Source organism: Nocardiopsis terrae (genome assembly GCF_014651695.1).
GTDB classification, from domain to species: domain Bacteria; phylum Actinomycetota; class Actinomycetes; order Streptosporangiales; family Streptosporangiaceae; genus Nocardiopsis; species Nocardiopsis terrae.
Map to the genome: position 1 here is coordinate 518714 of NZ_BMXJ01000003.1, position 20101 is coordinate 538814.

Consider the following 20101-nt stretch of genomic DNA (forward strand, 5'->3'; position numbering starts at 1 on the left):
GTTCTCATTTGAAGTGGCGAGTGAGATGCCCTCTGAACTCGGGCTCGCCAGTTCACCTGGGAAAGAACAGTGAGTGTTCTTCTCGTCTGAACTGGCGATTTCCTGACCCATCGCGCTTGGCCTGCTCAGCGCGCTCTTGGATCAGGAGGTACCAGAGCGTGAACAGCTCGATCCCGGTGTGCTCACTCGCTGCCGTGAGGTACGAGCGGGGCACCGGGCCAAACGTTTTCGGAGGGCACCCCCACGTGGGGTCAGTGAGGAATCGGGTAAGGGCCACGGTTTCGGGAAACCGGATGAGTTCCAAACGTCGGAACGTCAAAGCGCTGCCGGGTCCGGGGACCTCCAGGCGCGCCGCACGTTCTCTCCACCGCAAAACGTTGGGGAAGCCCCGCTCTCGTACCTTGCCGCTCTTCATGATGTGGCGGGCTCTCCGGTACCAAAACAGGATGTGGGGGCGTGTCCCGATGAGCTTGCGGAACTGCCGGTGGGCCTTGACGACTTCGGGGGTCGTCGCGAGATCGTGGTGTTCCCAGTACGTCCACATGCCGTGGCGCTCGCAGACGCGGCGGGTCGCGGCGTTGTGCAGCAAGATGACGCCAGTCCATCCGATCTGGAGGGTGCAGCGCCGACATGCCCGCTGCGGACTGAACTTGCGCGACCACAGTTGGGGCTGGTCTGTGACGGTGCTGGGGTCGTGGGCGAAGGGGATACGGAACAGAGGAAGGGCGCGGGCCAGACCTTGCGGGCTGTGTCCGCACAACACGGCGAGCCGTTGGACGGCTGCGGCGTTGAGGTAGGCCTCAGTGCGCGGAAGCCAGTGTTTGCCGGGAGTACATGGTGCGATGTGTCGAAACAGCGTGGGGTAGCGGAGGTGGTTGGCCTCGGCGAGTCGGTAGACGTAGGAGAGGACGCTCTCGTTGCCCATCGGGCGCACGGTGATGGGTAGAGCGCGCGGTGGTGTCTGCCATGCCTTCATCCGGCTGCCTTGCGGTTGCTCACCCGCTTGGGGCTGCGCCTCCTGGGCGGGGTCGCGGCTTGGGCCGCGGTGTCCACGGGGATGCCTTCCAGGAGAGATTTGGTGATGCGTTCGCTGCCATCATGGATCGCCTGACTGGCGGCGGCTCTGATCAGGTGTGTGAGGCTGCCGATCATGCCCGCGGAGCGATCATGAAGGTAGGCGGCCTGCCCGAGGAGTGTGCCGTCGCGGTGGTGGTGCAGGCACAGGGAGTGTTCGAGTCTGGCCACCAAGGCTTGCCAGTCGCGGCGATGTTGCGGGGTGGAGTGGCGGAAGGGTTCGGTGAGCTGGGTGACGAAGCGTCCGGCGATCTGTCGCCCGCGTGGACCGGCGAATAGACCAGCGTACTCGACGTCGATCCCGGCGTAGATGAACGTGGCCGGGATCCGCTCGGACAGGTACTTGAGTTGGTCGGAGGCTTCGGCTCCGGAACGGGTTGCCAGGTTGAGGTTGTGAATCTCGTCCACGATGACCAGGTCACAGCCCAGCTCGCACAGCACCGAGCAGACTGCGTTGGTGATCTCCACCTGGCTGTGGCGCGTGTTGACCGGCAGCCCAAGGAAGCGAGCAAATTCCACTGCCAGGATCTTGGGGGTGGCAGCTGGTGGGACCGTCACGTACACGACCGGCATGCGGCCGGCCCCGTTGGGGAGGCGGCGGCGTACGCTGTAGTGGTGGGCCTTGCCGAACTGGGTGATCGCGGTCGTCTTCCCGGTTCCTGGGGCTCCGGTGACGATGAGGCCGCGTCGGGCGGAGATCTGGTGTCGGTTGATCACCAGCAACTGCTTGCCAGTCGTGACAATGGAGCGCATCGTGGGAGTGGTGACCGTGACCAGGCGCGTCTCGTTGTAAACGGCTCGCTCGGTGGAGTCCAGACGCTGGAAATCCTGCTCGGGCAGCAGTGTCGGCGTTGGTCGCAAGGCGGCGGTGGCGAAGGCGTCCCACCCTTCCCTGGTCGTCAGCGGGAAGTGGGTGCCGACCTCGTTTCCTACGCTCACCAGGCGTCTCCTTCCTCGAAGGGGTTGAACTCCTCGAACGGGATGACCTTGGCTACGGTCTCCACTTCCTGTTCGGCCCCGTCCCCGTCGTCTCGGGTTTCCTCATCCAGGTCCTGTGGCGTGGGCGGTGGAACGCGTGGGCGTTGGGGCATATCGGTGGAGGCCCTGGCCCGAGCGGTGGCGGCTTGGTCGGGGCCTGGGCCGTCCTCGCAGCGGCGGAGCAGTGCGGCCAGTACCACGGCCAAAGAGGTCTCGTTGGTGGTGTCGACTCCGCGCTGGGTGGCGAGCCTGCGCGCATAGCGCCATGTGAAGTCGGCGAAGGGCCGGTTGACCAGCCCCTGGTGGACCCAGGGTGCCTCGATCCAGCCCTGGTCCCGGTGATGGTCGCGTACCCAAACTCGGCTCAGGTCGTAGGGGTCATAGTGGATCTCCCACTTGCCGGACTTGGCGCTCATCGGCGAGGGTTGGCGCCGGTAGGGGTTAAGTTCAGCGCTGTCGTAGGTGCGGTAGTCGATCTGCACGCCGTAATCGTTGATGGATCGCCACACTGCGGGCAGCATTTCGATGTAGGCGTCGCGGTCCAACACGACCGGGACGTGCCCAGCGGCCGCGACCAGCGCCGCATAGGCATCGTTGGGTGACAGGATTCGCTCAGGCGCATATGGGTGGCGCAGGCCCTCGTGGGGGCGCACCTGCCATCCGGCCACCACCCACTCATCCAGCAGGTCCTGTAAATCGGCCACGTTCCACACTGTGTCCGCATCGACGCGGGCGCCGCGGCGGGTGACATCCCGGCCGGTGTATCCGGTCACGTGCTGGCAGAACAGCGTGTTGATCGAGGAGAAGGTGCGCTCCACCACGCTCTTGTCGGTCGGGGTCCCCGGGTGCGCGGGCTGGACCGAGATCCCCAGGCTCTGGCAGGCGCGCAGGAACGTCTCGGAGACGAAGACCTTGCCGTGGTCGATTACGATGGTCTCCGGGGCGATCACCGGTTTGGCCGCAGCATGTTCCATCCGCTGGTCGACACTCATCAGTCGGGTGTGCGGGATGCGCGAGGCCGACATCCTCAGCGCCTCGGACCAGCCGGGCCGCATCGGCTCGGGCACCAGCATCCGGGCCAGCAGAAGCGAGGCGTCCACCGCCTTGGGTCGCGCCGGGTGAAGGAGCGCGGCGCAGATGGTGCGTGTGGCGACGTCAACCGCGATGGTCAGCTCGGCTCTGCCGACCACGCCGTCGTCCATCACCGTCATCACGTCCAAGGGCGTGGTGTCGATCTGGACCTGCTCGCCCGGACGAGCGGCCGTGGTCGGGGTGAACGGTCGGGTGGGGCGGTTGGCCGAAGAACGGCGAGTGGCTGCCGACCCGAAAGTGTGGCGGCCCACGGACAACACGTCCAGCAACCGGTAGAACGTCGAGGTCGAGGGCATTGGCACCACACCGGCCCCATGCTCTTCCTCCACCCTGCGGCGCACCTGGCCCATCACCCGCGCTTTGGTCCCGGTGGAGGCCGGTGTCTGAGCCTCGATCACGTGCACCGTTGCGGTAACCACACGCTCATCGATGTTGCCCGTAGGGCGGTTGCGACCGACTAAGCGCTGATCGACCAGCCCCCACACGCCTTGTTCGCGGTAGCGCCGGCGCATCCGCTGGACCGTGCGCTGCTTGCAGTCGACCCCCAAGGCCGTGAGTTCCCGGGCCTTGGCTGCCTCGCGTTGGGCCAAGGTGGTGTGGGCAGTGTCGTACTCCGGTCGGGGCGCGGCATTGCTGTCGGAGTCGGGCATGTGTCCGCTCTCCACCTCGATGAGGTGGCGCTCCCACAACCGGGCCCGCTCAGCCACCTCGGCTGGAACACCGTCCAACAACCCCAAAGGGGCGAAGCCCTCTGGTGACCGCACTCCGATCACCGCGAAGTCGACAGCCGACAGCAGATAGGGCAGGAGCACCACCGAGTGCCGTCCGGACGCTGCCACTAACCGGACCGATGTTCCGGCGAGCGCGACCACCGTGTGCTCATCGCCCCTGAAAACAACGCGGTCACCGACCCGCAACACCCCCAGAGTGTTCACCGAGTGGCTCCCCTCGCCACGCTCACGGGTGTGTGCTCTCCCAACAGCAGCGACAGATCCGCCACCAGTTCGCGGCGCCACATCAGATGGAACAGCACCGGCAGGGTGCGCAGAGGCTCACCCGCCTGTACCGCGCCCTGTGTGAGAGGGACCTCCTGGTCAGTGAAAACGCTCCTGAGCCGGTCCGCGACCGTGGCGTTGTAGCAGCGCTCGTGGCGGTATCCCGCTAGCCAACGCATGTTCGCCATGAACACCGGATCGACCTGACCCCACACCCGGTAGTCCCACCCCAGCTCCGAACACGCCTGGCGTGTAGCCTCGAACGCCCGTTGGTCTCGCGGCCTGATCCGTTCGGCGGGCCGCGAGTCCACGACCAGCGCCGAGCCGTCCGCCCGACGGGCGAGCAGGTCAGGGGCGTGTGAGCGTCTGAGTCCGTGTTCAGTGGCCCAGAACAGCCAGAACGGCTGCGCGGCGATGGCGTGCACGTCGGGGTCGAAGTCCAGGCACATCAGGTGATCGCGCTCCAGCCAGGACTCGAAGGCGATGTGTCCCTGCGTGGTGGCTGCGTAATACCAGCCGGGGAAGTTGCGCTGCCCTTTGAAGGTCGGGAACGCCCGGACCGGCCGGACCTGCTCGAATGGCACATCCGCCGCCGCGGCCAGCGGCATTCGGTGCTCGCGGCCGTCAGCGTCGACAAAACCGATCTCCATTCCGCGAGGGTCGTTTGGTGCACCTCCGGTCAGCAGGTGCAGGCCATCGCCCATGGGCCCCTCCTCGCCAAATCATCTGACAACCTGCCACACCACTCGCCGGTCCACCCGAGAAACCGCCAAATCCAGGGGATGTTCTCCCATGGGGCCAGCGACAAGACGCTTCGTCGCGCCAGGGCCGGACTGCAAGGGCTGGCGGCATCTGCCAGTGTGACCCTGGTCTCATGGAATAGCATGATGTGCCCTTGACCAGGTCTTAGGCAAAGCAGAGAGATGAGGACGTCGATGCGTTTGCTGTCCGCTCATGTCACCAAGTACAAGAGCATCACCGACTCCACAGAGTTCGACCTCGCTGGTGACGTCACGGCTCTAGTCGGCAAGAACGAGTCGGGCAAGACCGCTGCCCTTGAAGCCCTCTACCGAATCCAGCCCCTCTCCAGCGGCCATACCACCGGGTTCAACGAACTGCACGACTACCCTCGCCGCTACCGCTCCCGGGACAGGGACTCTATTCCCGGAACAACCCCGATCAGGGCCAGGTTCGAGTTGGAGAAAGCCGACGTGGATGCCGTCGCTGACCGATTCGGGCCCCAGGCTCTCAAGGGAGCTACCGTCCAGGTGAGCAGACAGTACGGCTCTGACAGTGTGTTCTACAACTTCTCAACCGATGAGCTGGCCGCAGCAAGACACCTGGCCGACAGGGCCGGGCTGAGCGCAGACCGCTACCCCGCCACGACCAAGGAAGAGTTCGTCGCCGCCCTACGCGCCGACCAAGATGCTGAGGCGGCGGTCTCCCTGGCGCAAGATCTCGACGAACGGGACCTGGAGGCGGAGATCCGCAAGGTCCTCCACGCACGGTCGCCGCACTTCCAGTACTTCGATGAGTACAACGTCCTACCCGACGAGGTGTCGATCGAGCGGTTGCAAAAGGTCGACGAGGACAAACTAGAACCCGAGGAGCGCACCGCGCTGGCCCTGCTGCGTTTGGCCGGCGTGGACACCGCCGAGTTCACCGAGGACGAGTACGAGAGCCGCAAGGCAGCACTTGAGGCTGCCGCCAACGAGCTGACCGACCAGCTCTTCGAGTACTGGCATCAGAACCAAGACCTGCTCGTGGAGTTGGACATCGACTACCGCACGGAGCCAACCCCGCAGAACGCCCACCGGACGGTGCCGTGGCTGAAAATCCGCATCAGGAACCAGCGTCACCGGGTCACGCTGGGCATGGGCGGCCGTTCCAAGGGGTTCATCTGGTTCTTCTCATTCCTGGTGGCGTTCTCCGAGTACACCAACACCGCGCAGCGGAGGATCATCCTGCTCGACGAACCCGGGCTGAACCTGCACGCCAAGGCCCAGGCCGATCTCCTGCGCTATATCGAGGAACGACTCGCCCCGCACCACCAGGTCATCTACACCACGCACTCGTTGTTCATGATCCAACCGACCAAGCTCGACCGCTGCCGGACGGTGGAGGACGTCAACAACGACGGAACGAAGATCAGCCAAGACATCTGGAAGGCACGGCCCGACACCGTGTATCCGCTACTGGGCGCGCTCGGTGTGGACATGACGCAGACCTTGGTCATCGGCCCTCACCAACTGCTCGTGGAAGGCCCTTCCGACGTGGTCTACCTGACCATCATGAGCGACTTGATCAGGGCCAACGGCGGCCGTCCCCTCGATCCCCGCTGGACCGTCACACCGGCCGGCGGACTGGACAAGGTCCCCGCCTTCGTGTCCTTGTTCGGCGGCAGCCACCTATCCGTCACGGTTCTGATGGACGTGGCCGCCGGAGCCAACCAACGACTCTCACGTCTGGCCGACCGCGGCCTTCTGGCGAGCGGGCACCTGGTCTACCTGACCGAGATCACCGGAACCAGCGAAGCTGACATCGAAGACCTCTTCGATGTCAGCTGGTACCTGAAGCTTCTCCGGGTCTCCAAGGTAGGCCGATTCACCAAGACCCAGCTCAACGGTGGCGGTCGCATTGTCAAACAGGTCGAAGCACGGCACGGGGGCCGTTATGACCACTATCAGCCGGCCAACCACCTAATGCGCTCGCCCGGCAACCTGATCGACCAGATCGACGAGGCCACACGTAGCCGGTTCCAAGACCTGTTCGACCGCCTAAATCGGTTGCTGTAACGGGGCTATGGGGGATATCTGCAGGACTTGGTGTTAGGGGTGTGAACTGGACGATGGTTCGGCGACGAGCCGGTTCGTCCTGTTCGCGCCCCCTACATTCGTGTCCGTGCCGCGTGAGTACCTCTTCGGCGACCAGATCCCCCGTTTCGGCCTCGTCCCCCACGAGCCGTGAGTGGCCGACCTGGAACGGGACCAGGACTCCAGTTACCTGCTCTGCCACGACCCTGTCGAGCCTGGGGCCGAAGAGAGATCTGCGCATCCTCCGTGCGCAAGCCGCGCGAAGTGCTATGAATTGGGCGCAGCAACGCGGGGGCTTGCTCTCCCGTGCGGAGCACAGGGTGGGAGGAATCATGGGATTCAAGCGACGGCAGGCGGACCCGGTCGGAGTTCCGAGTGATCCGGAGCAGCTGTACCGGTTGCTGGCCCGGGGGAATCAAGGACCTGCCTCCGTCTGGGGGCATCAGGCGAAGGTCATGGAGCACTGGCACGGGCAGTTCCGTGCCAAGAGCGATGTCGCCCTTGAGTTGCCGACCGGGGCGGGAAAAACCCTCGTCGGTGGACTGATCGCTGAGTATCTGCGCCGGACTGAGGGATCCCGCGTTGCCTATCTTTGTCCTACTCGGCAGTTGGCTGTTCAGACGGCACGGAAGTTGGATGACTACGGAATCCCTCCCTCGCTTCTCATCGGCCCGTCGAGAGAGTGGGATCAGGCTGACCTAGCGCGTTACCAGGCCGCAGGATCCGTTGCCGTCAGTACTTACAGCCACGTGTTCAACTCACGGCCGAGGATCGACACAGCCGACGTACTGATCCTTGACGATGCGCATGCGGCGGAAGGGTACGTTTCTTCGCCTTGGAGCCTGAGAATTAAGCGCCGCTCGCATGAGAGCGCCTACAAGGACCTGCTCGCTGCACTGAGCCCTGCTCTGGACCCCCTCCTGCTGCCCCATCTACAGTCCGAGAACCCAAGGGGCCAATACCTCACTGCGATCTATCTCGCCTCACCTGCTGCCGTCGCCGCCCGTGCTGGCCATGTGGAATCGGTCATCCGGGAAGCTGTTGCTCAAAACAAGGTCAGCGACGACGCCGTGTACGCGTGGAAGTTCCTTGAGACCCACGTGGCGGACTGCCTGGCGTACGTGTCATACCGCGAGATCCTCATCCGCCCGCTGATCGCTCCTACCTTCCAGCACAGCGCCTTCAACAGCCCGAAGCAACGCATCTACATGAGTGCCACGTTGGGCGCTGGCGGGGAACTGGAGCGAGCCTTCGGGCGGCCCAGGATCCACCGCATTCCCGTCCCCGCAGGTTGGGACAAAGAGGGTACGGGGCGGAGGTTCTTTGTCTTCCCGGAACTGGCCCGTGACCTGACCTCCGACACGACGGTAGTCGCATCGTTCGTCCAGCGAGTCATTGCCCAAGCCGGACGGGTGGTCGTGCTTACCCCAGAAACCCGGGTGGCGGATAAGTTCTGCGAGCGCTACCTACCAGAGGACTACCGCACCTTCACCGCAAAGGAGGTCGAGGAAGACCTTTCTGTCTTCACCTCGCAACCTACCGCCGCGTTGGTTCTGACGAACCGATACGACGGCGTTGACCTTCCCGATGAAGACTGCCGGTTGGTTGTCTTCAACGGCCTGCCAGCCAACGGAGACCTTCAGGAAAAGTTTCTCCATGACTCCGTTGGCGCCGAAGAAGTACTACGGGAACGTATTCGTGCGCGTATCCAACAGGGCGCTGGTCGGGCAACGCGCAACCTTCGCGACCATGCTGCCGTGCTCGTCCTCGGCCGCAGCTTGACGTCTTATCTGGCCCGCCGCGACATCCAGGCATCAATGCACCCTGAGATTCACGCTGAGCTGGAGCTCGGCGTCGACGCTTCCCTTGGCCAGACGTCGGACGACGTGTGGGAGAACCTCGTCATCTTCAACGACCAGGGTCCCGATTGGAACGAAATCGAAGATGACATCATCCAAAATCGGGAAACCTACGATCGGAAAGACGGTCCCGGCGCTGCGGCACTCCAGCAGGCCGTTCGCAGCGAGGTCGCCGCTGCGAACGCCCTCTGGTCTAAAGATCACCACTTCGCGCTTACCTCGATCAAGAACGTCACTGACCAGCTCCGCAACGCCCAAACGCCGAAGCGGTACAGTTCGCTATGGAGCTATCTAGGATTTTGTGTTGCCCACCGCCTGGCCGAGGCCACCGGGGAGGCGCAGTTCCAACGGACCGCCGACACCTACTACAGGGAGGCGCGGCGGAACAGCCTCGGAACGACGTGGTTCGATCGCGTTGCCCCCGTTGTAGCACCCAGCGCAGCTGCGGTCGAAGGACTCGACCCGACCGACGAGGCAGCCATGAATTCCATCCTGGCTGCGAATGATCTGTGGGAGCCCGAAGCCTTCCAAGCCGCCCTAGCAGCCAGGGCCGGCCTCCTGGAGACGAATCCCGATTCGTACGAAGACGGCCTGGTCCATCTCGGGCGCCTCGCTGGTGCGACCAAGAGCTACGGCGATCCCCGCGATGGCAGGGCGGCCATGCCGGATGCCGTGTGGATCTTTGACAGCGCCCGGTGGGTGATTTGGGAAGCAAAGAACCAGGCTACGAACACTGGCGAGATCGGAGCAGAACAGGCACGGCAAGCTGGCGGCCACCGGCGAACTACAGAGAAGACGGAGGGCGTCGTGGCGCCCGGTGACTCCATTTGCGTCCTTGCTTCTCCGAAGCCGAAGGTGCACGAGAGCACATACAATGTTGCTGAGGAGAACGTCTATTGGGTACAGCCACCCCAAGTGCTTGAACTCTTCGACACGCTCACACGTGCATGGCAGGACGCACGAGCCCGCAATCTTCAGACGATGTCCGTCGCTGCACTCGCAGCGGTCTTTCGGGAGCACCAAGCGCTGCCCTCCCAATGGCTTCCTGCTCTCCGCCAGCATCCCCTCTGGCGTACGCCAGAAGAGTAGTTACAACGCGTGAGTGTTCACTCAGGCCTTTCCTCTGGTGGGTGGGATCAACTGTCCGCGTTTGGTCCCACCCACCAGAGCAAAAGCGCGAGGACAGATGCTCCAGTCGGTAGCGCGCTTGCACTCGTGCAGACAGGCCTCCGGCCGCGGCATTGCGGTCGGCTCCGCCGAAGCCGGTACATGGAGACCGGAAAGAACCATGGGGGGACCGGGCCGCGTTGCCGGGGCCGGTCGGCGGGTCTTCGCACCGATTCTCCAAGGATCCGAAGCCTCTGCCGGAGTGTCGAAGTGGGTCGGGGCAGCTGGTGCTGTCGACCGGTCACCGCTGCCGGAATGCTGGCCAGCGCACGGCTGTTAAAGCCCCATTCTCGTATGGGTGCCGCCACCCGACACGTGTCTGGTCACAGTCCATCGGCATACCGCACACGACCGCTCACACGGTGGTCCGCTGTTGGTAGAGCTGCAAACCGGCCCCATACATCATGTGGGTCACCTGCACGAAGAAGGTGAGGTAGGGGATTGAGGGGTTGACCTGCGCTACCTGGGTGCTTTCTCCCGACGGTGGCTGAACTTCGATCTCGAAGACACCGATGGACGCATCGTCGCCGTGAGCCAGACCGCTGCAGGCGCCCCAGACAGCACCGGCCGTGGCACCGTCCATGGCGGGGATCAGCGCCCCAGCCTTCTCCACGATCTGCCAGTACTGAGTGCTCTCGCTGTTGGCGGATACGTCGGCCTGCTGAGCCAAGTCCCGCAGGTCGGCCAGACGCCGGTCGTAGTACGACAGATCGGCCTCTTGCTGTTTGGCCATCACATTGCGACGGAGGTTGAGTTCGGTCTGCTTCGCCGCGAGGCGACGGGCGACCCGTACCTTGCGGTCGTCGGGCCCCACCAACCAAACCGCGCGAGCGGCGTTTTCGATCGCTCCCCGCAGTACCGAATACTGGCCATGAAGGTACAGCGCGACCTCCCCATCGTGGTCTCCCCGGAGGGAGGCATGCAGAACGCGCCAGTGGTCATGGGCGACCTGCAGGGCCGTGTGGGCTGCGGCCGAGACGGGAAGGCCTTTCGTGAGGGCGTCATCCTGGGCGAGTTCACTTCCCAGGGCGACGTCCCAGGGTGGAGGTTCAGATTCGACGGCGTCCTGTACTAGTGACCACACGTCATGGAGTTGCAGTTCTTCATCAGAGGTCATAGAAGGCACGCTATAGCGGATTCCCGCCTCGACGCTGGTGCCCGCCTTAGGTGACGTGATCGATATCCTGCTCGGGCGGGGCGAAGTCGGCGGCCAGGTCGCCGTTGAGCACGCGGGTGCGGACCTGGAGGAGCAGGTGGGCACCCTTCGGTGACCAGCGCATCTGCTGCTTCTTGACCATGCGGCGGCTGATCACCTGGTTCGCTGCGGACTCGGCCGAGGCGATGTAGGTGCGGAACTCGCCCATCTCCTCCTCCAGGCGGGTCGCCGTTTGCTCGACGTGCTGGCGCACCGACGCGGCCTGGGGCTGCCGATCCGGCGGGAACGTCTCGCCGTAGGAGGTGAGCGCGGCGTACTTGGCCTCCCAGAACAGCAGCTCGGGGGTGGTGCGTTCGGGCAGCGGCGCCGCGAACGGGCTGACCGTCGCTGAGCAGCACCAAAAGCCCCTGTCGGTGGTGGTCACGGCCGGGCAGCGCGGGGACGCCCCGCAGTTCGAGCCGGTCATGGAACGTATCCGGGTGGCGGGGCACGGGCGGAGCGGTCCGGTGCGCGCCCGGCCGGTGCGGGTGCGCGCGGATAAGGCCTACAGCTCGAAGGGGATCCGTGTCTACCTGCGTCGACGCAAGATCGCGCACACGATTCCCGAGCCTGCCGACCGGGTGCTCAACCGCAAGCGGAAGGGGCTGTGCGGGGGTCGTCCGCCCGGTTTCGACAAGGTCGACTACCGGGCCCGGCACGCGGTGGAGTGCGGGATCAACCGGCTCAAACGCAACCGGGCGGTGGCCACGCGCTATGACAAGCTCGCCCTTCGCTACGAGGCCACCATCCAGATCGCTGCCATCAACGAATGGCTCTGACTTTCCCAACAGGCCCTAGGCGCGGCCCCGCCGTGGCGGGGGTGATGCCGTCGCGTTCCAGCGCACCCGCCTCCCACGTGCGGGGTTCGGTGCCGTCCTGGGGGTCGATGACCAAGCAGGACCTGACCCGCCAGATCGACACCCTGAACACCGAAGGCATCGACGACGGGCGGATCTGGGTGGACAAGAAGACCGGCGCCACCGTCGAGCGCGACGGCCTGGAGGGGCTACTCGCCTACGCCCGGCCCGGCGACACCGTGGTGGCCCACACCCTGGACCGGCTGGGCCGCAACATCCGCGAGTGCCTCAACCTCATCCACGACCTGAGCGAACGCGACATCGGCGTGCGAACCCTGGCCGACCCCATCCGCATCGACACCCGCGACATCGCCTTCCTCATGCTCGCCCTGTTCGCGCAGATGGAGCGGGTGTTCACTCGGGAGCGGGCCGCGCACGCCCGATCGGTCGCGGCCAAGACCGGCCGCCGACTACAACGTGGACTGCTCCACCCTGTACCGGCGGGTGGAACAGCTCCGTCTGGAGGAGCAGGAGGTGCGGTGCCGCGACTGCGAGGCCCTCATCGACTCCCCGGGCGTGGCGTGCGGGAACTGCGGCCAGGACGACCCGGCCCCGTCCGCCCGCGCCGACCTCGAAAAGGTGCTCGCCGAACAGCCTCCGGCGATGCAGCCCGATGACCACGGGGGATCGCTTCGGGCCGGTCCGGCATCGCGCCGGGTTCACTCGCTGATCAGGAGGCTGATCAGCGCTCACCCTCCCACGGTTTTTCCGGTCTTCCAAATACGAGATCCTGATCATGCGGTGGGGCATGTTTCTGTCACGCCGCCCCGACCCACAACGACGAGGAGACGAACCGATGATCGACATCCTCCCCACCATCCAGGGCGTCATAGACGGCCTCACCGCCAACGGCATGACCGCCTTCATCGCCGCCATCCCCGCCCTCTTCCGCCGCGCCAGCCGCGCCGAACTTGACCAGGTCACCGATGCCGCCGTGCGCTACGACACCGCCACCACCGACACCGGCCGAACCGACGCACTGGGCGACCTCCGGGTCCTTATGAGCAGCTACCTCACCCGCTACCCCGAGGACGCCATCGCCTTCGAGACGTGGGGCAAGGCCGGTATCGTCATCGAGAACCACGCGCCGAACCAGGGCCAGCAGGGCATCTTCAACGGCGGCACCTTCACCAACAACAACGCCTGACGTGCGCATCGAGAACCACGCGCCGAACCAGGGGCAGCAGGGCATCTTCAACCTCGCCCCCCGCTCGCAGGCGGACAGGATCGAGGAGGCCGGTCGGGCATTCCACGAAGCTGCTCGCCGCTACCGGGCGCAGACCGCAGAGCCCGTCACCACCCTCGGCCTGATCATCGCCATCTCGCTGACCGAAAAGCTGGTCGAAACCGACTCCAAGCGACAAGCCGCCGAGCGCCTGACCGGCTACGTCAGCCGTGAGCAGCTCGCCGGCCTCCGCGCTTTCGAAGATCCGCCCGCGGAACTGGGCCCCGCAGAGCTGCGCCCGGCCGCCGATGACCTGCATGCCGTGTGCGCCCCGCTGCACCCGGCTGCCGACGAGGTCTGCCAGGCCGCCTTCAGTCTCCACCTGGCGCTGATGAAGGCCGCCGAGACGCTGCGCGATCCGCCTCCCCCCTTCGCCTGGTGCGAGCCCGATGAGGCCGTGATGAAGCACCGGGCACTGAACGAGAGCATCACCCGGTTCGCCGAAGCGCTCAGTGCCCGGCTGGAGAGCTAGTCCCAACGCCGTGTGTAGGTGAGGCTGTGTGGGGGGTGGTCAAGGACGGTCCACGGCCAGGAGGTCGATGCCGCCAGTGGCCTTGTAGCTGGTCCGGTCCACGATCTCCCATGGTTCTTTGCCGGTCTCCTACATGCTAGAGCCTCCATCACACCCGGAATGAAACATCCTCGGGCCCTGGCTTCGTCGGTAGCCCCCAGGCCAGACCAACTCGCAGGGCGCTCTCCTTGCCAGATCATCTGACAACTTGCCACACGGCTCGCCAGTTCAACTGAGAAATCGCCAAATCCATTAGGAACCGACAGCAACGGCGCTGATGCGCACGGGGCGCTTCTTGAATAACGTTTGGTTTGTAACGTTAATAAATAACGTTAAGCAGAATCAGGAAACGAAACCCTCCCTGTGGGGTCGAGAATCCTGACTTCCGATAAGTCAACCTTCTAGGAAGTCAGACCCCCAGGGGTGCCCGAACCCCCTCCGAGCCTCCGGTACGGCCCCGCAACGTTATTCAGCCCAGGTCAGGACCCGCGAAAACGAGATGGGTACACCATGGGCTGTACTGTCCAGGTCGTGCCAGAGAGGCACGGCCCACATACCGGGGGTGTTCCGGTCCGCTCACCCCCACCGGCGGCTCCGACCGGAGCCGCCGCCCTGTACAAAACGAATCCTCCAGCGGAGCCGGTCTGTGTGCCATGCCCGCATGCGTTCCTGAGAGTTCCGGTCCCCACGTGCGCGGCGTACGGCCCCGTGGGACTCCGCTCAGGACGCCCGTGTCCACTCCCGGCCTCCCCCTTGTCCTCGGTGTGCGCCTTCAGTTCCCGCCCGTGGACCTCCGCCCATAGGGCGGGTGTCCGCGCCCGTCTCCCCCGTCCCCGACCGGTCCGAGAACCACCGAGGAGAAACGATGATCGACACTCGCCTGGCGGGCCGGACCGTCCTGGTCACCGGCGGGTCCGGCAACATCGGTGCGGCGATCAGCCGTGCGTTCGCCGCCCAGGGGACACGGGTGGCGATCCACCACCTCACCCAGGACCCTCCGCCTCCCCCAGGCACCGAATGGGCGCACATCACCCCCGCCGCGGAGGGGGCAGCCACACTCGCGAAGGAACTCGGCAACGGCTCCTTCGCCCCCAGCACTGACCTGTCCGACCCGGACGGGCCGGCCCGGCTGGTCAGTGAGGTCGCGGCCCGGGCCGGTGCGATCAACGTCCTTGTCAACAACGCCGCCCACTGCGAAACCCCGGACACCGTCGACACGTTGGACCACGCCTCGTTGGAGCGCCACTACCGGGTGAACGCCATCGCCCCCGCGCTCCTCACCGCCGAGGTGGCGCGACTGCACCGTGGGGACGACCCGTTGTGCGTCATCAACATCACCACCGACGCCGCGCAGGCCTTCTCCGGCCAGATCGGCTACGGCACGTCCAAGGCGGCGTTGGAGGCGCTGACCCGCTCGACCGCGCTGGACCTGGCGGCGCGCGGTATACGCGTGAACGCCGTCGCCCCGGGCCCTGTCCAGACCGGCTGGATGGACGAGGAGCTCCTCGCGCAGGCGAGGAAGACCGTACCGATGGGCCGTGTGGGTGAGCCGGACGACATCGCCGACGCGGTAGTGTACCTGGCCTCCCACCAGGCCCGATGGGTCACCGGTCAGGTTCTGCAGGTCGCCGGCGGGCACGCCCTGTGACCGCGGCGGCCGCCCTCCTTGGAGGCGAGTGACGGTGCCAGCTCGGTCCAGGGCGTGGGCGGGTTCGCGGTGAACAGGCGCAGCAGTCCCAACAGGCGGCTGGCGGGTGGGGCGGTCCAGTGGCGCTGCCCGGGTTGGGGGACGGGTTCGCCCAGGCGGGCCAGGGCCCAGGTCAGATGGTGCCACAGGATACGAGTCTCCCAAGGGTGGTCGGGGTCCCCGCCCACCGTGCGGCGATAGCCGTGCAGAACCCGGGGCAGCCAGTGGGGCGGGAGCTTGGCGAAGTCCGTGGCGGGATCGGCCAGGGCGGCATCACCCCAGTCCACGACGGCGGAAAACTCACCGGCCGGAGTGGCCATCAGGTTCTGGGGGGCCAGATCGCCGTGCACGAGGCAGGGCACGGGATCTGCGGGCAGGCGGGTGGCCAGGTGGTCGCACCATGACTCCAACCAGCGGGCGGTTCCGGCGTCGACGTGTCCTTGCCGGTGCAGGCGTTCCACCAGAGGCGCGGGGTCGGTGACGTGGGTGTTCCGGGGGAGTGCGGGCAGACCGGCGGTGGGGATGCGGTGGATGCGGGCCAGTTGGCGGCCGACCTGCTCCAGGAAGCCGGGTGAGGGTTCGTGGTGGGCCATGTCGGTGCCGGGGGCGCGCTCCAGGAGCATGTGGGGAAGTTCGTCTCTTGGGTCAGCGAACTCGACCAGCGCGGGGGTGCGTACCCCCGCGCGGTGGACGATGGGGATCAGGAGCGCCTCCTTGCGCAGGTCGGCGGCGTAACCGGAGGTGCGGGGCAGGCGCAGGACCAGGTCGCGGCCCAGGGCCAGGACGTGGTTGGCCGCTCCCCGGGGCAGGGGGCGGACCTGCGAGGGCGGGATGCGGTGGCGGGCGGCGATCGTGTACGCGGCGTGGGGTGCGGAGTGCTCCATGAGCGCAGATCCTTACACGGACGAGTCCACGAGGCTCGTGGGTTTTGCACACGAGGCCACTGGCCACCACGCCCGCTCGCTGTTGGTGCAGACGGGCACGTGTCCGAGTTGTCGAGTCCGCCGTGGGCGCGGCCCTTTTCGAGAGGAGGGCACGCGGGGTGACACCCACGGAGGCCGGCGTGGCGTTCGCACGGCACGCGGCCGACGTGCTGTCGGGCCTCGACGCAGCCGTCCGTGAGGTCAGCGCACTGCGTCAACACATCACGGGCTGTGTGACGATCGGCGCGATCCCGGCTGCGGCTGCAGCTCTGGTTCCGCGTGCCCTCGCGCAGATGGCGGACGAACACCCCCCATGTGACCGTCGGCTTCGTGGAGGATTCAACCCCCAGCCTTTTGCGGCAGCTACGTTCCAACCGTCTGGACATTGCCGTCGTGGGTGTGTGCGCCGGGCCGCAGGAGCATGACCTCGACGGGCTGCGGCAGGAAACGCTCCTGGAAGATGATCTGCGGGTCGCGCTGCCCCGGCATCACCCGTTGGCCACCCGGCCCCTGGTGCGGGCCGACGAACTGCGCCACAACCGTTGGATCGTGGAGAACGCTGCCGGCCTGGGAGTCTGTCTGCTGCCGGGTATGGCCGTCTCCTCCGCTCCAGCCGGCGTGAGAATCATCCGGGTCGAGGACCGCCACTGGCAGGGAGGCGCGACCATCGCCGTGACCAACGAACAGCGCTCGGCGGAAGCCGACGCGGCTGTTGCAGCCCTCAGGCAACAGGCGTCTGTCGGCGTCTGACCTGTATCGGGTTCTTCCCCGCATTGCCTCTCCCGGATGGAGATGGCTGCGGTGACGGCGTCATTCGCTTCGGGCTGTTCGCTCGAAACCCGGGCCCGCGCGTCTTCAAAACCGTTGTCCGAGTCGGCGCCGCGGTCATGGCCGAGCCGGTGGACCGCCCCTGGGGAGGACGGTCTGCCTGTATCGCTGACCCGGAAGGCAACCGCTGGGAGATTGCTTGGGCGTCAGAGGCGAGGTTCGACGACCAAGGCTCACTGACGAAACCTGTTCTGAAGCAAGGGCCAAGAAGCGCAGACTCGACCATCATCGGTCGCTGGGGGCGTAGCGGTTCCAGGTCCATCCCACCCGGGCAAAGACCCGGGTGGGTGAAACCCCAGCGCCTGGGTGCTACCCGGAGCTGGGGCCTGGAGCACGAGTTGGCGCAACGCGGAGGTGCGCACCGCTGTTCCAGGGATGCCGATGTCTTGGATCCGCTCCGCGAGGCCGTCCGGCCCCGTGGCCGGGGAACAACCAGGTTGCATCCCGGTTGTTCGTGTTCATGTTGGTCCTCTGGTCCCCGGCCTGGAGCAAAAGGTCAGCGAAGGGTCCGGAGACCGGGGGCGGTGGATCGCCGAGCCGGATCAGCACCTGCCCGTCGGTGTCCTGGATGATGTCGTCCTTGGCCAGCAGGACGATGCGGCTCGCGGGTTGGGCGAAGAGCAGCATCAGGCAGGCCACTGCCCGGGAGCGCAGCGGGCCTGCCTTCTCGTCGGGGAGGCGCCGGTGGCCCGGCTCATGACAGATGTAGTTCCTCGACCACACGGACCACGTTTTCCCGCTGGGAGGTGGACAGCCCCAGGACCGGGCGGGGCAGGCAGCGCGGGGCGACCAGTCCCAGGTGTTCGGCGATGGCCGCCGTCACCCGCAGGCTGCCGTGGGCGGCGAACAACTCCCACAGCGGCCGCAGGCGCTCGGAGTGGGCCAGGGCGCCGGCGGGGTCGCCCTCCTGCGCGGCGCGCACGATCGGCAGCACGGCCTCGGGCACGGTGCCGCCCACGACGGAGAACCAGGACTGGCATCCGGCGTTGAGGCCGGTGGAGGCGGCGCTGTCACCGGAGACTCCGATGCTCACGTGGCCGGGGACGAGCGCCCGGATCGCGTCGATGCGCTTACGCGCGGCGGCAGCGTCCAGCGGGACCGGGGGGATCTTGATCGCGGCCACGTTGGGCAGCGCAGCGATGCGCGCGTACAGCTCGGTCGAGAAGGTGAAGTGCGTCGTGCCCGGGTTGTCGTAGACCACCAGCGGCACCGACAGCTCTGCGGTGACATCCTCATAGAGTCCGAACACGTCTTCGTCGGTGAGCGGCTGGTAGCTCATCGGGGCCAACAGCACAGCAGATGCCCCGGCTTGTTGGGCGTCCTCGGCCAGGGCTTGCACGTGGGAAGTGCGCAGCGCGCCGATACCGACGACCACCGGCACCCCGTCTGCCTCGCGCACACTGGCCCGGGCGACCTGGTGGCGCTCGTCGCGGTCGAGGTAGGCGTAGGAGCCGGTCGATCCCAGTGCGCCGATGGAGTCGACACCGGCGTCGATCAGGCGGGTGATGAGCCCGGCGTGTGCGGCTTCGTCGAAGCGGTCCTCGATCAGCGGGGTCAGGGGGAAGGCGCTCAGGCCGGTGAACATGGGTTCTCCTAGTTGATCGAGGCAAGGGTGGTGGACAGGCGTGCGGCGAAGGCCTCGGTGTGCTCGGGGGTCAGGGTGGCGGTGGTGATGCGGATGGCCGGTCGGTGGGTCAGGGTGAACAGTGATCCGGGGCGCACGGCCCACCCGTGCTCGGCCAGCTCCTGCACCACGGCCTCCTCCCCGGCACCGGCCAGCGGTATCCACACGTTGAGACCGTCCGGACCGGCCAGCCAGGACACGCTGTGAGCGTGAAGCGCGTCGGTCAGCAGCCGACGGCGACGTGTGTACACCTGGGCGGCGTGCTCCAGTCGCGCCGGGGTGGCGGGGTCGGTGAGAACCTCGGCGACCAGGTGTTGCAGGAGGTGGCTGACCCACGTGGCCGCCGCCAGGCGGGCCTGCAACCGGGCCGCGGTGTCGGCATCGCACACGGCCAGGCCCAGGCGCAGGTCCGGGCCCAGGAACTTCGACACCGAGCGCACCAGCGCCCACCGCGGCGTCTCGGCGGGGGTGATGCGCCGGTAAGGGGTGCGGGCCAGCGCCGAGAAGTGGTCGTCCTCGATCACCAGCACGTGCGGGTGATCGGCCAACAGGGCGCGCAACTCCCGGGCGCGCTGCTCGGTCAGGCTCGCTCCGGTGGGGTTGTGCGCCCGAGGAGTGCACACCACCGCCCGGGCACCGGCGTCCAGGGCGGTGCGCAGCCCCTGGGCGCTCATGCCCTGTGCATCCACCGGTACCGGCAGGGCACGGTATCCGTTGAGCCGGAACGTGCCGATGCTCGACAAGAAGCACGGGTCCTCGACCGCGACGGCGTCTCCGCGTGTCAGGTGCGCGCTCAGCACGCGCTCGACAGCGTCCGCGGCCCCGTGGGTGAGCACGGGTGTCCCACCGGAGCCGGTGTCCGGGAGCATGTGCTCTTCGGCCCAGCGGCTCAGCCTCTCGTCGATACCGGGCGCGCCGTACAGCACGGTCGCATAGCCCTGAAGGTCGGGCAGTGGCGGCAGGAGCGCCGGGTCGGGGTTGCCGTCGGCGAGGTTGACCGTGTTCACGGGCGCTGGTGCGCCCTCGCCGGGTACGGGGGGTATGTCGCGCACCACGGTGCCCCCGCGGCGGCGGGTCTCGACGATTCCCGCTGCGGCCAGCGCCGCGTAGGCGGCCGCGACGGTGTTGCGGTTGACCCCTTGCCGGGCGGCCAGTCCACGAACCGAAGGCAGGACCTCTCCCGGGCGCAGCTTCCCTTGTGCGATCAGGCCGCGTACCGAAGCGGCGATCGCTGCGGCGGTGTCTCCGGTGATGGACGGCTCTTCGGGCATGC

Annotated in this window: 16 protein-coding genes and 1 pseudogene; 8 read left to right on the forward strand and 9 right to left on the reverse strand. The window is 66.6% G+C overall.

From position 1 onward, the window contains the following. Positions 1–52 precede the first annotated feature (52 nt). The 4 genes from IE195_RS10190 to IE195_RS10205 are packed head-to-tail and all read right to left on the reverse strand — an operon-like array spanning position 53 to position 4843. Positions 53–976, reverse strand: coding sequence for a TniQ family protein (locus tag IE195_RS10190; RefSeq protein WP_225942427.1), 924 nt, complete (start codon positions 974–976; stop codon positions 53–55). After that, the gene (locus tag IE195_RS10195) at positions 973–2013 is read right to left on the reverse strand and encodes a TniB family NTP-binding protein (protein WP_191269959.1); all 1041 of its coding nucleotides are present in this window, start codon (positions 2011–2013) and stop codon (positions 973–975) included. Before IE195_RS10195 ends, IE195_RS10190 begins: the two co-directional genes overlap by 4 nt. Beyond that, on the reverse strand, positions 2010–4079 hold the full coding sequence (locus IE195_RS10200; protein ID WP_191269961.1) for a TnsB C-terminal domain-containing protein: 2070 nt from the start codon (positions 4077–4079) through the stop codon (positions 2010–2012). The genes IE195_RS10195 and IE195_RS10200 overlap by 4 nt, the downstream gene beginning before the upstream one ends. Continuing rightward, entirely contained in the window at positions 4076–4843 is a 768-nt protein-coding gene (locus tag IE195_RS10205) for a TnsA-like heteromeric transposase endonuclease subunit (RefSeq protein WP_191269963.1), read from the reverse strand. The genes IE195_RS10200 and IE195_RS10205 overlap by 4 nt, the downstream gene beginning before the upstream one ends. Positions 4844–5074: 231 nt before the next feature. Here IE195_RS10205 and IE195_RS10210 point away from each other — a divergent pair, with 231 nt between their 5' ends. Together IE195_RS10210 and IE195_RS10215 are read left to right on the forward strand one after the other, a co-directional pair. Next, entirely contained in the window at positions 5075–6934 is a 1860-nt protein-coding gene (locus IE195_RS10210) for an ATP-dependent nuclease (RefSeq protein WP_191269965.1), read from the forward strand. Between the two features lie 350 nt (positions 6935–7284). After that, complete coding sequence (locus IE195_RS10215; RefSeq protein ID WP_191269968.1) at positions 7285–9900, forward strand: DEAD/DEAH box helicase; 2616 nt, start codon at positions 7285–7287, stop codon at positions 9898–9900. A 433-nt stretch (positions 9901–10333) separates the two neighbouring features. Here the strand turns inward: IE195_RS10215 and IE195_RS10220 are convergent, their stop codons facing one another. Further along, entirely contained in the window at positions 10334–11095 is a 762-nt protein-coding gene (locus tag IE195_RS10220; RefSeq protein ID WP_191269970.1) for a hypothetical protein, read from the reverse strand. A 46-nt stretch (positions 11096–11141) separates the two neighbouring features. Continuing rightward, a pseudogene (locus IE195_RS10225) lies at positions 11142–11309 on the reverse strand (ISKra4-like element ISCot1 family transposase); the annotation flags it as partial. A gap of 241 nt (positions 11310–11550) precedes the next feature. Here IE195_RS10225 and IE195_RS10230 point away from each other — a divergent pair. From IE195_RS10230 to IE195_RS10250, 5 genes are all read left to right on the forward strand, one after another. Further along, positions 11551–11952, forward strand: a complete 402-nt coding sequence (locus IE195_RS10230) for a transposase (protein WP_229826173.1) — start codon at positions 11551–11553, stop codon at positions 11950–11952. 107 nt (positions 11953–12059) lie between these two features. Continuing rightward, the gene (locus IE195_RS10235; RefSeq protein ID WP_229826150.1) at positions 12060–12647 is read left to right on the forward strand and encodes a recombinase family protein; all 588 of its coding nucleotides are present in this window, start codon (positions 12060–12062) and stop codon (positions 12645–12647) included. Positions 12648–12826: 179 nt separating this feature from the next. Next, positions 12827–13177, forward strand: a complete 351-nt coding sequence (locus tag IE195_RS10240) for a hypothetical protein (RefSeq protein WP_191269975.1) — start codon at positions 12827–12829, stop codon at positions 13175–13177. Between the two features lies 1 nt (position 13178). Further along, positions 13179–13727, forward strand: coding sequence for a hypothetical protein (locus IE195_RS10245; RefSeq protein WP_191269977.1), 549 nt, complete (start codon positions 13179–13181; stop codon positions 13725–13727). A 904-nt stretch (positions 13728–14631) separates the two neighbouring features. After that, positions 14632–15414: an SDR family NAD(P)-dependent oxidoreductase gene (locus tag IE195_RS10250; RefSeq protein WP_191269979.1), complete on the forward strand. Its 783-nt coding sequence runs from the start codon at positions 14632–14634 to the stop codon at positions 15412–15414. Here IE195_RS10250 and IE195_RS10255 read toward each other — a convergent pair. Beyond that, on the reverse strand, positions 15378–16337 hold the full coding sequence (locus IE195_RS10255; RefSeq protein WP_191269982.1) for a phosphotransferase family protein: 960 nt from the start codon (positions 16335–16337) through the stop codon (positions 15378–15380). The genes IE195_RS10250 and IE195_RS10255 overlap by 37 nt on opposite strands. A 318-nt stretch (positions 16338–16655) precedes the next feature. Here IE195_RS10255 and IE195_RS10260 point away from each other — a divergent pair, with 318 nt between their 5' ends. After that, the gene (locus IE195_RS10260) at positions 16656–17126 is read left to right on the forward strand and encodes a LysR substrate-binding domain-containing protein (protein ID WP_268249163.1); all 471 of its coding nucleotides are present in this window, start codon (positions 16656–16658) and stop codon (positions 17124–17126) included. Between the two features lie 772 nt (positions 17127–17898). On the opposite strand, the gene IE195_RS10265 is transcribed toward IE195_RS10260, so the two are convergent. Further along, complete coding sequence (locus IE195_RS10265; protein WP_191269986.1) at positions 17899–18789, reverse strand: dihydrodipicolinate synthase family protein; 891 nt, start codon at positions 18787–18789, stop codon at positions 17899–17901. A gap of 8 nt (positions 18790–18797) precedes the next feature. Then, the gene (locus tag IE195_RS10270) at positions 18798–20099 is read right to left on the reverse strand and encodes an aminotransferase class I/II-fold pyridoxal phosphate-dependent enzyme (protein WP_191269988.1); all 1302 of its coding nucleotides are present in this window, start codon (positions 20097–20099) and stop codon (positions 18798–18800) included. Positions 20100–20101 lie beyond the last annotated feature (2 nt).